This is a genomic window from Psychroserpens sp. BH13MA-6, assembly GCF_052983595.1.
Window position 1 is genome coordinate 71,549 of record NZ_JBRJGE010000007.1, and the last position, 13,856, is coordinate 85,404.

Here is a 13,856-nt window from a genome sequence, read left to right on the forward strand (position 1 = left end):
AAGGCTTTTTGAATAATTTGATACTCTTACATAATATCAAAAGCTTTTTGAATTTTATCTACATAATCCAATTTTTCCCACGTGAATAATTCCACTTCAAGGGTGATTGGATCACCATTAGGCTGCTCAAATGTTTTGGTGACGGTTTCAGACTGTCGACCCATATGTCCGTATGCTGCCGTTTCACTATACATTGGTTGACGTAATTTTAAACGCTCTTCAATCGCGGCAGGTCGCATGTCAAAAATCGATTTGATTTTTTCAGCAATCTCTCCATCCGTTAAATTGAATGGACAGGTTCCATAGGTATCTACAAAAATGGAAGTAGGTTCAACCACGCCAATGGCATAGCTTACTTGTACCAAGATTTCATCACATACACCAGCAGCTACCATGTTTTTTGCAATATGTCGTGTAGCATAAGCGGCACTTCTATCAACCTTACTTGGGTCTTTTCCAGAGAAAGCACCACCACCATGTGCCCCTTTTCCACCGTAAGTATCCACAATAATTTTACGTCCAGTTAAACCTGTATCACCATGCGGTCCACCAATGACAAATTTTCCCGTCGGGTTGATATGGTAAGTAATGTTATCGTTAAAAAGTACTTGGATGTGTTCAGGAAGCTTAGCAACCACACGCGGAATTAAAATATCAATGATGTCTTTTCTAATTTTGGATAACATCGCATCGTCACTACCAAAGTCGTCGTGCTGCGTAGATACCACTATGGCATCAATGCGCTGAGGCACATTATCATCGCTGTACTCTATAGTGACCTGACTTTTAGAATCAGGGCGTAAATAGGTAATCTCTTTGTTCTCCCTTCTAAGGTCTGCTAATTCTTTGAGGATTCGATGTGATAAATCTAAGGCTAATGGCATGAAATTATCTGTTTCACGCGTGGCATAACCAAACATCATACCTTGGTCTCCAGCACCTTGTTCTTCTTTGCTAGCTCTATCAACACCACGATTGATGTCTTCCGATTGTTCATGAATCGCCGAAAAGACACCACATGAATTACCGTCGAACATATAGGCGCTTTTGGTGTAGCCAATCTTATTGATAGTATCTCGAGCAATTTTTTGAACGTCTAAATAGGTGTTCGATTTTACTTCACCTGCTAGGACCACTTGACCCGTCGTTACTAAAGTTTCACAAGCAACTTTTGATTCCTTATCAAAAGCTAAAAAGTTATCTATTAAAGCATCACTAATTTGATCTGCTACTTTGTCTGGATGTCCTTCAGAGACACTTTCCGAAGTAAATAAATATCCCATATAATCGTATTATTTTAGAATTCTGAAAAAATAAATTGCGATTGCTAAGTTGCTAGAGAAGTTTTGGAATAACTGCTTTAGCATTTTTTTATGAGGTTGCAATCAGAACAAATTTTTCCTCTCTTTTTTAAGTTGTCGACAAAAGTACATATAATATTGAAACTAGAAAAAGATACAGTCAAAAGAAAAGCCCCTAATAAAATTACTAAGGGCAAGTCTCACTAATAAAACTAATCAATCACACGTTAATGCTCATTCAATCTAAAATCAGGATAGGCATTCATGCCATGCTCATGAACATCTAATCCTTCAAATTCTTCTTTTTCTGAAACTCTTATGCCAACGGTTTTCTTTAGGGCGAATATGATGATAAAGGAGGTTAGGATGCAGAACAAGGCATAGGATCCAACACCAACTAACTGACTTATAAATTGATCGGTACTGGCTAATTTACCGAAGATACCAACGGCCAAAGTCCCCCAGATCCCGCAAAATAAATGGACCGCTATCGCACCCACAGGATCATCCAATTTGATTTTGTCAATCATGGAAACTGCAAAAACGATGATGGCACCTCCTATGGCACCTACTATGATGGCATCTGTAGGAGACATTTGATCTGCGCCAGCTGTTATGGCAACCAATCCGCCAAGGATACCGTTCAGAAACATGGTTAAGTCCATGTTTTTATATAGTAATGTAGAAATGAGGGCACATATCACGCCTCCTGCAGCAGCTGCTAAGGAAGTGGTTACTAATACCAATGAGGTGCTGCCTGGGTCAGCAGAGAGTACAGAGCCGCCATTAAACCCAAACCAACCAAGCCATAAGATTAAAACACCGGCTGTAGCCATAGGAATATTGTGACCTGGAATTGCCTGTGGTTGACCATCCTTGAATTTGCCAATTCTTGAGCCAAGTAAAAAAACAGCTACCAATGCTGCCCAACCACCCACTGAATGAACAAGTGTAGAACCTGCAAAATCATGAAAAGGCGTATCTCGCATATCTAAAAACCCTTCGCCCCATTTCCATGAGCCAGCAATAGGATATACCAAACCAACATACAGTATGGTGAAAATCATAAAAGGTCCAATTTTCATGCGTTCTGCCACAGCTCCAGATACAATTGTTGCGGCCGTTGCGGCAAACATACCTTGAAATAAAAAGTCCGTCCAATACGTATAGCCTTCATTGTAGCTCAAGTCTAAAGTGCCTTCAGCGGTAAGTGGTGAATCCAGTCCAAATCCTGCAAAACCAAAAAATCCAGAAGCACCATCTTCAAAACCTGGATACATTAAATTGAAACCTACAAGACAGTATAACAATAGACCTACTGTAATAATAAAAATGTTTTTGAATAAAATGTTTAAGGTGTTTTTTTGGCGTGTGAGACCAATCTCTAAAAGTGCAAACCCAAGATGCATAAAAAACACTAGAGCTGTACAAATCATCATCCACACATTATTTGTTGTAAGTATTTCCATGAATCCAATATTATTTTAGAGTATTAGCACCTTTTTCTCCTGTTCGTATTCTGTAAACCTCATCGATATGGGATACAAATATTTTACCGTCACCCACATCTCCTGTAGCGCCTGCTTCAATAATGGCTTTTATAGTGATTGCTTCAAAATCATCATTAACTACAATGGATAGGTAGCGACGTTGAATGTCGCTTGTGCTATAAGATACGCCTCGGTAGACATGGCCTTCTTTTTCATTGCCTAGTCCTGTGACATCCCAATAAGAGAAGAAATTAACACCAACGTCATGAAGTGCTTTTTTGACCGAAGAGAATTTTGATTTCCGAATGATCGCCTCTATTTTTTTCATCTATTCTAATAATTAAATTGATATCGTTTCTAATAGCTTGATTAATGAATTCGAAACCTTTTGAAAATTGACCCTATTGAATGGTTTTTAAAATGTAAATTTTAACTGTTACGTTATTTGATAGATGACGTCTCAAATCTATAAAAAAATAATATGACCCCTAAAAAAATAGGGGTAATTACTTAATTTTTATAAATTATTTAATTTTAACCCTATTTTTATTAGGGTAATTTTAAATTATAATAATAATATTGCGTATTTGATAATCTCAAATTGATAAAAAGGAAGGTTTTGATTTATATTTTTAAATAATCTTCAAATTATTGGCGATAACGAAAACGTTTTCGCAATAAAATGCTATTAATTTCGAATAAAATGCATTGTTTGATTCTGAAATTATTAGCTTTAAAAATGTGAATTTTTTAAAATAAAGTCTTTTAATTATCATTTTCGAAAAAGTGTTTCAGGCATTTTATTTATTGATGATGGACTAATATCTTACATATTCGAATCGGTTGTAAAAGACGAATAAAATGAAGAATATGTTGAAGAAGCAAGGGCTCTATTTGCCAGAATTTGAACACGATAATTGTGGTGCCGGATTTATATGTAGTTTAAAAGGAAATAAATCCAATAAAATCATTCATAAAGCGCTTGAAATTCTTGAGAAATTAGAGCATCGTGGCGCTGTAAGTTCCGATGGTAAAACGGGTGATGGTGCTGGGATTTTAATCGATATACCTCATGAGTTTTTTGTAGAACACTGCGACTTTCAATTACCCAAATTTGGGGATTACGCGGTGAGTAATGTGTTTTTTCCAAAAAGAGCTAATCAACGTGATTACTGCGTTCATAAGTTTGAACACTACATCAAGGCGCATGATCTTAAGTTATTAGGTTGGAGAGATGTTCCTGTAGACACCTCCGTTATAGGAGAAATAGCAGCAGAAACAGAACCTTTTGTGAAACAAGTATTTATTGGAAAGTCAAATACTAAGCAAACCGATTTCGAATTTAATTTAAAACTTTTTACGGCCAGAAAGCAATTGGAGCATCATATTAATGACTCTAAACTTTCAGAGAGAGCCCGTTTTTATGTGCCGAGTTTATCAACAAAAACAATCATCTTTAAAGGCTTACTTATTCCTGAGGACATTAAATTGTATTATACCGATTTGCAGGATCCTACCTTGGTGACGCGCTTGGCGCTCGTGCATCAACGATTTTCTACCAATACATTTCCAACCTGGGATCTTGCACAACCTTTCCGTTACATGTGTCATAATGGCGAAATTAATACACTAAGAGGTAATGTATCTCGTATTTTATCACGTCAAGAACTCATGGAAAGCGATTGGTTTGGGGAGGATATTAAAAGCATTTTTCCGATTATAATGCCTGGTAAATCAGATTCGGCACAAATGGATATGGTGGTTGAATTATTATTGATGACAGGTCGCTCATTACCTGAAGTTATGATGATGTTGGTTCCAGAGGCTTGGGAAAAGAACCCAGATATGTCTGAAGCAAAACGGGCATTTTATGAGTATAATTCCTGTGTGATGGAGCCTTGGGACGGGCCAGCTTCTATTCCATTTACTGATGGGAATTATATCGGTGCTGTTTTAGATAGAAATGGCTTACGACCATCACGCTATTCGGTAACGAAAGATGGTTTTGTCATCATGTCTTCAGAAACAGGCGTTATAGAGGTTGATCCTAAAAATATTGAAAAACATGGCCGCTTAGAACCAGGTAAAATGTTTTTGGTTGATATGAATCAAGGTCGGATTATTAATGATGAAGAAATCAAAGAGGCTATTGTTTCAAAGCATCCATATAAAAAATGGTTGGACAAAAACTTGGTGCATTTGGCTGATATTCCAGCCAAAAAAGGCCCAATTAAACACAAAGAGGATACACTCGTAAAACGACAAGTAGTGTTTGGGTACACCGAAGAAGACTTGAACACCATTATTAAACCAATGGCTCAGAACGGTAAAGAACCTATTGGCTCCATGGGTAATGATACGCCTATTGCAGTGCTTTCTGAAAGACCACAACTCATTTACAACTATTTCAAACAGTTGTTTGCTCAAGTGACCAATCCTCCGTTAGATGGTATTCGTGAAAAATTGATAACTGACATTAGTCTTACATTGGGTAGTGATACCAATATTTTTGAAATTAATGAGGATCAATGTCGGAAGTTAAAAATTCAAAATCCGGTGATATCTAAGCACGATTTAGATAAAATAAAGAACTACCAAAATAATCCTGATTTTGTAGTGACGACTATTTCAATATTATACGAAGTTGATAAAGGTCTCAACGAATTAGAACGTGCTCTTGAGAATTTAGTCCATCAGGCCTCAAACGCCATTGATCAAGGTGGTAATATTATTATCCTATCAGATAGAGGCGTCAATAAAAAATGGGCACCTATACCAGCATTGATAGCTTGTTCTTACGTGAATCATGAGCTTTATAAAATAGGAAAGCGAGCGAAAGTGAGTCTTATTATTGAGTCAGCAGAACCACGAGAGGTACACCATTTTGCTTTGCTATTTGGATTTGGTGCGAGTGCAATCAATCCATATATCGTGAATGAGATTGTATTCGATCAAGTTAGAGACAAAGAAATTGAAGGGTTGGCGTATTTAACAGCGATAAAAAATTACAATAAGGCCATTGGAATGGGTATCTTGAAAGTAATGAATAAAATAGGGATCTCTACACTCAATTCTTATCGTGGTTCCCAGCTATTTGAATGTGTTGGTCTCAATACGACCGTAGTCAACAATTATTTCCCAAATACCGTAACAAGATTACAAGGAATTGGCTTGCGTGAAATTGAAAAAGAAATTAGTAAGAGACATAAAAAAGCTTATAAAACAGCTGTCGTGGATGCGGATTTGCAATTAGATTTTGGAGGACAATATAAATGGCGACGACATGGTGAGAAGCATACCTTTAATCCAATAACCGTGGCTAAATTACAAGAGGCTGTTAGAGGAAATAAACACAAAACCTATAAAGAATATTCAGAATTAATTAATGAACAGACCAAGCAACTAATGACCATTAGAGGCTTGTTTGAATTCACGAATTATGACCCTATTCCATTAGAAGAAGTAGAGCCTTGGACGGAAATTGTAAAACGCTTTAAAACTGGAGCTATGTCGTATGGTTCTATTAGTAAGGAAGCCCATGAAAATTTGGCGATTGCGATGAATCGAATTGGCGGCAAAAGTAACTCTGGAGAAGGTGGTGAAGATGAAGTGCGCTTTTACAAAGACGCTAATGGTGATTGGAAAAATTCTGCTATTAAGCAGGTGGCTTCTGGACGCTTTGGAGTGACTTCAAATTATCTAACCAATGCTTCGGAAATACAAATAAAAATGGCGCAAGGAGCGAAGCCTGGTGAAGGCGGTCAATTACCAGGTTCAAAAGTGAATCCAGAAATTGCGAAGACCAGAAATTCTACACCTTATGTAGGGTTGATTTCTCCACCTCCTCACCACGATATCTATTCTATTGAGGATTTGTCTCAACTTATTTACGATCTAAAATCGGCAAATAGAACGGCTCGAATTAATGTAAAGCTTGTGTCTGAAGTTGGTATCGGTACGGTTGCAGCTGGTGTCGCAAAAGCTAAAGGTGATGTGATATTAATTTCTGGTCATGACGGTGGAACTGGTGCTTCGCCTCTAACATCACTTAAACATGCCGGACTTCCGTGGGAACTTGGATTGGCAGAAGCGCAACAGACATTAGTGATGAATAACCTAAGAAATCGCGTGGTTTTGGAATGCGACGGACAATTGAAAACAGGTCGTGATGTAGCCATAGCTTGTTTATTAGGCGCAGAAGAGTTTGGGTTCGCCACAGCGCCTTTGGTAGCTTCTGGTTGTGTGATGATGCGTGTATGTCACTTAAATACTTGTCCAGTAGGCATTGCTACACAAAACCCAGAACTTCGTAAAAAATTTAAAGGAAAGCCTGAGCATGTCGTTAATTTTATGTACTTCGTAGCACAAGAGTTACGTGAAATTATGGCGCAGTTAGGTTTTAGAACTGTGGATGAAATGGTTGGTCAAGTTCAGAAACTAAATCGCAATAAAACCATAGCACACTACAAAGCGTTGGGCTTAGATTTAACACCTATTCTTCATAAAGTGACGGTCCCTGAAGAAACAAAATTATATAACACTGAAAGCCAAGATCACGGTTTGGAAAAGGCCTTGGATTTCAAGGTTATAAGTCGGGCCCATCCTGCTTTATTCCGTAAAGAAAAGACAGTTTTAGAATTTAAAATTACGAATAGAGATCGTGCTTTTGGCGCCATTTTAAGTAATGAAATTTCTAAGATTTATGGAGCTCAAGGATTACCAGAAAATACATTGAAGATTAATTTTACAGGTTCCGCAGGCCAAAGTTTTGGAGCCTTTGCAACGAAAGGCTTGTCTTTGATTATTAATGGTAACTCCAACGATTATCTCGGTAAAGGTCTGTCTGGTGCTAAATTAATTGTGAAAGTACCAGATGAAGCCACCATTGTGCCAGAAGATAATATTATCATAGGAAACGTGGCGCTCTACGGAGCCACCTCTGGCGAAGCCTATGTCAATGGAAAAGCTGGAGAACGCTTCTGTGTGAGAAATTCAGGAGCTTTAGCAGTGGTAGAAGGTATTGGTGATCATGGATGTGAATATATGACCGGTGGACGTGTCGTAGTATTAGGTGAAGTAGGCAGGAATTTTGGAGCAGGTATGAGTGGCGGCATCGCTTATGTTTATGACCCAAAAGGAACTTTTGATAAACTCTGTAATAAAGAGGGCTTAAATTTAGAACCAGTCCGTGAGACCGATGATGTGACAGAACTAAGAGGACTTATCGAAAATCATTACAATGCGACATTAAGTCCACTAGCTCAGCGTCTTTTGGAGAATTGGCAAAAAGAGCTTCCAAAATTCATTAAAGTTTTACCAGAAGAATATCGTCAAGCACTCATTAGATTGGAAGCAGAAAATACATTAATAGCATAAGAACATGGGAAAGATAACAGGGTTTTTAGAATACAAAAGAGCAGATGAACCATATAAAAAGGTAGCGAATCGTCTAAAAAATTATAAGGAGTTTACAATCCCTTTAAATGAGGAAAAACTGAAAGATCAGGGAGCAAGATGTATGGACTGTGGCATTCCATTTTGCCATAGTGGCTGTCCGCTAGGGAATTTAATCCCAGACTTTAATGATAAAGTTTATAAAGGTCGTTGGAAAGAGGCAGCTCAAATTTTGCATGCCACTAATAACTTCCCAGAATTTACCGGACGTTTATGTCCAGCTCCTTGTGAAGAAGCATGCGTTTTAGGCATTAACGAAGATCCTGTAGCTATTGAAACTATTGAAAAGAATATCGTTGAAACTGCCTTTAGAGAAGGTTGGATCAAAGCGCTGCCTCCTAAAATTAGAACAGAAAAGCAGGTAGCAGTTATTGGCTCTGGTCCAGCCGGATTAGCGGCAGCTCAACAACTTAATCGTGCCGGACATCATGTGACTGTTTTTGAACGTGATGCAAAAATTGGAGGATTACTACGATATGGGATTCCAGATTTCAAAATGGAGAAATCAATTATTGATAGAAGACTTGAAATACTAAAAGAAGAAGGAATCAATTTTAAAACCAATGCTGAGGTTGGAAACACTATTAACGTAGAAACCATCAAAGCAGAATTTGATGCCGTATTACTATGTGGCGGTGCCTCGGTAAGACGATCCATTCCTATCAAGGGTAGTCACTTGAAAGGCGTTCATCAAGCTATGGATTTTTTAAAACAAAATAACCAATATGTGGATGGTGTAGTGCCTTTTGAAGCTATTATTTCGGCTAAAAATAAAAATGTAATTGTTATTGGAGGTGGCGATACAGGTTCTGACTGTATAGGAACCTCTAATCGTCATGGAGCGAAATCTGTCACAAATTTTGAGATTTTAAGCAAACCGCCTAAAGGGCGTCCAGCACATCAGCCATGGCCTTATTGGCCAATGAAACTTAAGAAGACATCCTCACATGAGGAAGGTGTTGAACGTTTTTTTAGCATTTCAACGAAAGAATTTTTGGGCGATAAGAATGGTAACCTTACGGGTTTAATAACAGTTGAAGTTGAATGGGTCTTTAAAAAAGATGAACGACCAGTTTTGAAAGAGCTACCAAATACTGAAAAAAAATGGGATTGTGATTTGGTTTTACTAGCCTTAGGTTTCACAGGTCCTGAAAAAACATTAGCCGATCAATTTGGTCTTGAAACAGACTTCAGAACGAATATAAAAGCAACGACTAAAGATTATGCTACCAATGTAAAAGGTATTTTCACAGCAGGCGATATGAGACGCGGTCAATCCCTTATTGTTTGGGCGATTTCGGAAGGTCGTGAAGCAGCACACTATGTGGATGCTTACTTAATGGGACAGTCAAATTTACCACTAAAAGAAGCAGGAGATTTGCCTCGTGTTTAGCTCATGGCACCAGAACCTAACTCTCTTGATTTTTTTAAATACAGAGCCTTCTCAATTGAGAAGGCTTTTTTATTAAGAAAATTGCCCCTTTTGAACATCATACTTAAAAACACTTAACTTGTTGTTATTCAGTTTTTTGAGTGTTTATTTTGTGTGTTGGGTTTAGCGCGAATCACCTAAAAATACCCATGAAGGAATGTGAAACCGGTATTTTAGACACTGCAATTTGAATTTGCAAAAATTATCATATGAGTGAACTGAATAAATATAGTAAAACTGTAACACAAGATCCAACACAACCTGCGGCACAGGCAATGTTACATGCTATCGGATTGACTAAGGAAGATTTTTACAAACCTATCATAGGTATTGCCAGTACTGGTTATGAAGGCAATCCATGCAACATGCATTTAAATGATTTAGCTCAGCTGGTCAAGGAAGGGACTAAAAATGAAGATGTGGTAGGATTGATTTTTAATACTATTGGTGTAAGTGATGGTATTTCTATGGGAACACCTGGAATGCGTTATTCATTACCTTCTCGTGATATTATCGCTGATTCCATGGAAACCGTTGTTCAGGCGATGAGCTATGATGGTTTAGTTACGGTTGTAGGTTGCGATAAAAATATGCCTGGCGCATTGATGGCAATGATACGTTTAAATCGTCCAAGTATTCTCGTTTATGGTGGGACGATTGATTCAGGATGTCATAATGGAAAAAAACTAGACGTCGTCTCCGCATTTGAAGCTTGGGGTAGTAAGGTGGCTGGGACCATGACAGAAAATGACTATCAAAATATCGTTGAAAAAGCCTGTCCAGGAGCAGGTGCTTGTGGCGGAATGTATACGGCCAATACAATGGCTTCGGCAATTGAAGCATTAGGAATGTCATTGCCCTTTAATTCTTCCAATCCTGCTTTGAGTGATGCTAAAAAGAAAGAGTCGATTCTGGCAGGAGAAGCGATGCGCGCACTTTTAGAAAAAGATATTAAACCTTCCGATATTATCACTAGAAAATCATTAGAAAATGCTGTGCGTCTCGTGACCATTTTAGGAGGTTCTACCAATGCGGTTCTTCACTTTCTGGCTATCGCTAGAGCTGCGCAAATAGATTTCACACTTAAGGATTTTCAAGATATCAGTGATGAAACACCATTTTTGGCTGATTTAAAGCCTAGTGGTCAATATCTTATGGAAGATGTGCATGCTGTAGGAGGCATTCCTGCAGTACTAAAATACCTCCTGAAGAAAGGCCTAATTCATGGAGATTGTCTTACTGTTACTGGTAAAACTATCGCTGAAAACTTATTGGACGTCAATGACCTTGAAGAGGGACAGCAAGTTATCAAACCTATTGAAAAGCCGATTAAAATTTCAGGACATCTCAGGATGTTGTACGGCAATTTGGCTGAAGATGGTAGCGTCGCAAAAATAACTGGTAAAGAGGGTCTCCGATTTACAGGGAAAGCCAAGGTGTTTGAAGGTGAATATGAAGCAAATGATGGTATCAGGAATGGCCTTGTAAAGAAAGGTGATGTTGTCGTTATTCGATATGAAGGACCCAAAGGTGGACCAGGAATGCCAGAAATGCTAAAGCCTACAGCAGCTATCATGGGAGCGGGATTAGGAAATGATGTGGCACTCATAACAGATGGTCGCTTTTCTGGAGGCACCCACGGCTTTGTGGTTGGACATATAACGCCAGAGGCACAAGAAGGTGGTACCATAGCTTTGGTGAAAGACGGTGATACCATCACGATTGATGCCGAGACGAATACAATTTCAGTTGAGGTTTCCGATGAGGTATTACAAGAAAGAAAACAACAATGGAAGGCACCAGACTTAAAATTTGATCGAGGTGTTCTCTATAAATATGCAAAAACTGTGTCATCAGCATCTAAAGGTTGTGTGACCGATGAATTTTAAACTATACGTATGAAAGATCCACAAACCATGCATCATCCATCAAACACTGTCCCATCCACTGAACATATTTCAGGAAGTGAGGCGATCATAAAATGTTTGTTAGCTGAGGGTGTTGACACATTATACGGTTATCCTGGAGGTGCCATCATGCCAGTTTATGATGAACTTTACAAGTATCAAGATCAGATACATCATGTCCTAACACGTCATGAACAAGGAGCGACACACTCAGCTCAGGGGTATGCTAGAATTTCTGGAAAGGTTGGTGTCGCCATTGCAACGTCTGGACCTGGAGCTACGAATTTGATCACTGGAATCGCAGACGCACAAATTGATTCTACACCCATGGTGTGCATTACGGGTCAAGTGGGTTCTCACTTGTTGGGTAGTGACGCCTTTCAAGAAACGGATATCGTCGGTATTTCAACACCTGTGACCAAATGGAATCATCAAATAACCAAAGCCTCTGAAATACCAGAAGTGCTTGCCAAGGCTTTTTATATTGCTAGAAGCGGAAGACCTGGTCCTGTCTTGATCGATATTACAAAAGATGCACAATTCGAAACATTCGATTTTGCATATAAGAAATGTACTGGAATAAGAAGTTATAAACCTGTTCCCACAGCCAATCCAGACGATTTGAAAGCTGCTGCAGACTTGATAAATAAGGCTAAAAAACCATTAGTGGTTTGGGGACAAGGCGTCATTTTGGGTGAAGCAGAAAATGTATTTAAATCGGTTATTGAAAAAGCAGGTATTCCTGCGGCTTGGACGATACTTGGAGCTTCCGCTATTCCAACTTCACATCCGTTAAATGTAGGTATGGTTGGAATGCATGGCAATTATGCGCCCAATGTTTTGACCAATGAATGTGATGTCTTAATAGCCATTGGGATGCGATTTGACGATCGTGTAACTGGCAACCTTGATAACTATGCAAAACAAGCTAAAATCATACATTTCGAAATTGATCCTGCAGAAGTGGATAAGAATGTGAAAACAGATGTCGCTGTTCTTGGAGACGCCAAAACTAGCTTAGAGGCTCTCTTGCCACTATTGATATCGAATTCGCATGAAGCATGGCACCAAAAATTCAAAGACCTTTATCAGATTGAATATGAAAAAGTGATAAAGGCGGATCTTTATCCAACTAAGGAAGGCCTAACAATGGGTGAAGTTTTAAAGGAAATCAACAAACAAACCAAAGGAGAGGCAGCCATAGTCACGGACGTAGGACAGCATCAAATGATCGCTTGTCGTTATGCCGAATTCAATACGACTAAGAGTAATATTACTTCAGGAGGTTTAGGAACTATGGGCTTCGGCTTACCAGCAGCTATTGGAGCAAAAATGGCAGCGCCAGATCGTGAAGTGATTTCAATATCTGGTGATGGTGGTTATCAAATGACCATTCAAGAGCTTGGTACCATATTTCAGCAAAAAACGGCTGTGAAAGTGGTGGTTTTAAACAACGACTTTTTAGGGATGGTAAGACAGTGGCAACAATTATTTTTTGATAAACGCTATGCGTCTACCGAAATGACCAATCCCGATTTTGTCGCCATTGCTAAAGGTTATTATTTAAATGCAAAACGAGTGACAAAACGTGAAGAATTAGCCGCTGCTGTTGAGGAAATGATTGCAAGTAAAGAAGCCTATTTTTTAGAGGTTTGTGTAGAAAAGGAAGATAATGTGTTTCCTATGGTGCCATCCGGAGCATCCGTTTCAGATATAAGATTAGAATAATTATGGAAGAGCAAATTAATCAATTTACCGTTTCGGTATACACAGAAAATAACATTGGTCTGTTAAACAGAATTTCAGCCATTTTTCAACGACGTCATATTAATATTGAGAGTATTAATTCATCTGTATCAGAAATTGAAGGCGTCTCAAGATTTACCATTGTGGTGAATATGACTGAAACTCAAATGAAAAAAATCATCGGTCAAATAGATAAACAAGTTGAGGTTATTAAAGCGTTTTATCACAGAGAAGATGAAACCATTTATCAAGAATCTTGTTTGTTTAAAATTAAATCGGATTTGTTGTTTGAGGAACGTCAAATTCAGAATATTATTAAAGAGAGCAATGCTAGAATTGTGACGGTGAATAAGGAGTTTTTTGTTTTGGAAAAATCAGGACGTAAGCAGGAAATAGAATTGTTATACAGAGAATTAAGTGTTTTTGGAATCATGCAATTTACCCGATCAGGGAGGATAGCAGTCACCAAAGATGAAATGAAGATATCAAAAATGCTCGAAGCATTTCAACATTAAAAACTACTAAA

General features: G+C 38.3%; 8 protein-coding genes. 5 read left to right on the forward strand and 3 right to left on the reverse strand.

The genetic code is table 11. The features are described 5' to 3' along the window. Positions 1 to 26: 26 nt before the first annotated feature. The 3 genes from metK to ACU8DI_RS13510 all read right to left on the reverse strand — a co-directional run bounded on the left by metK (position 27) and on the right by ACU8DI_RS13510 (position 3,119). On the reverse strand, positions 27 to 1,283 hold the full coding sequence (metK, locus tag ACU8DI_RS13500; protein WP_447113314.1) for a methionine adenosyltransferase: 1,257 nt from the start codon (positions 1,281 to 1,283) through the stop codon (positions 27 to 29). Positions 1,284 to 1,528: 245 nt separating this feature from the next. After that, entirely contained in the window at positions 1,529 to 2,770 is a 1,242-nt protein-coding gene (locus ACU8DI_RS13505; protein ID WP_447113315.1) for an ammonium transporter, read from the reverse strand. Positions 2,771 to 2,780: 10 nt separating this feature from the next. Then, complete coding sequence (locus tag ACU8DI_RS13510) at positions 2,781 to 3,119, reverse strand: P-II family nitrogen regulator (RefSeq protein WP_447113316.1); 339 nt, start codon at positions 3,117 to 3,119, stop codon at positions 2,781 to 2,783. A gap of 542 nt (positions 3,120 to 3,661) precedes the next feature. On the opposite strand from ACU8DI_RS13510, the gene gltB reads away from it, so the two are divergent. From gltB to ilvN, 5 genes are all read left to right on the forward strand, one after another. Continuing rightward, positions 3,662 to 8,167 (forward strand): glutamate synthase large subunit, encoded by a 4,506-nt coding sequence (gltB, locus tag ACU8DI_RS13515; protein WP_447113317.1) that lies wholly within the window; start codon positions 3,662 to 3,664, stop codon positions 8,165 to 8,167. A 4-nt stretch (positions 8,168 to 8,171) separates the two neighbouring features. Next, positions 8,172 to 9,638 (forward strand): glutamate synthase subunit beta, encoded by a 1,467-nt coding sequence (locus tag ACU8DI_RS13520; RefSeq protein WP_447113318.1) that lies wholly within the window; start codon positions 8,172 to 8,174, stop codon positions 9,636 to 9,638. Positions 9,639 to 9,886: 248 nt separating this feature from the next. Continuing rightward, positions 9,887 to 11,566 (forward strand): dihydroxy-acid dehydratase, encoded by a 1,680-nt coding sequence (gene ilvD / locus ACU8DI_RS13525; RefSeq protein WP_447113319.1) that lies wholly within the window; start codon positions 9,887 to 9,889, stop codon positions 11,564 to 11,566. A 9-nt stretch (positions 11,567 to 11,575) separates the two neighbouring features. Then, positions 11,576 to 13,312 carry a biosynthetic-type acetolactate synthase large subunit gene (gene ilvB, locus ACU8DI_RS13530; RefSeq protein ID WP_447113320.1) on the forward strand — a complete coding sequence of 579 codons (1,737 nt, stop codon included), beginning with the start codon at positions 11,576 to 11,578 and terminating at the stop codon, positions 13,310 to 13,312. A gap of 2 nt (positions 13,313 to 13,314) precedes the next feature. Beyond that, on the forward strand, positions 13,315 to 13,845 hold the full coding sequence (ilvN, locus tag ACU8DI_RS13535; RefSeq protein ID WP_447113321.1) for an acetolactate synthase small subunit: 531 nt from the start codon (positions 13,315 to 13,317) through the stop codon (positions 13,843 to 13,845). The last annotated feature ends 11 nt before the right edge of the window (positions 13,846 to 13,856 follow it).

Excerpts from the sequence above, each read along its gene's own strand:
- ACU8DI_RS13505 (WP_447113315.1), bottom strand. The coding sequence starts at position 2,770 with ATGGAAATACTTACAACAAATAATGTGTGGATGATGATTTGTACAGCT.
- ilvB (WP_447113320.1), top strand. The coding sequence starts at position 11,576 with ATGAAAGATCCACAAACCATGCATCATCCATCAAACACTGTCCCATCC.
- ACU8DI_RS13520 (WP_447113318.1), top strand. The coding sequence starts at position 8,172 with ATGGGAAAGATAACAGGGTTTTTAGAATACAAAAGAGCAGATGAACCA.
- ilvD (WP_447113319.1), top strand. The coding sequence starts at position 9,887 with ATGAGTGAACTGAATAAATATAGTAAAACTGTAACACAAGATCCAACA.
- ilvN (WP_447113321.1), top strand. The coding sequence starts at position 13,315 with ATGGAAGAGCAAATTAATCAATTTACCGTTTCGGTATACACAGAAAAT.
- gltB (WP_447113317.1), top strand. The coding sequence starts at position 3,662 with ATGTTGAAGAAGCAAGGGCTCTATTTGCCAGAATTTGAACACGATAAT.
- metK (WP_447113314.1), bottom strand. The coding sequence starts at position 1,283 with ATGGGATATTTATTTACTTCGGAAAGTGTCTCTGAAGGACATCCAGAC.
- ACU8DI_RS13510 (WP_447113316.1), bottom strand. The coding sequence starts at position 3,119 with ATGAAAAAAATAGAGGCGATCATTCGGAAATCAAAATTCTCTTCGGTC.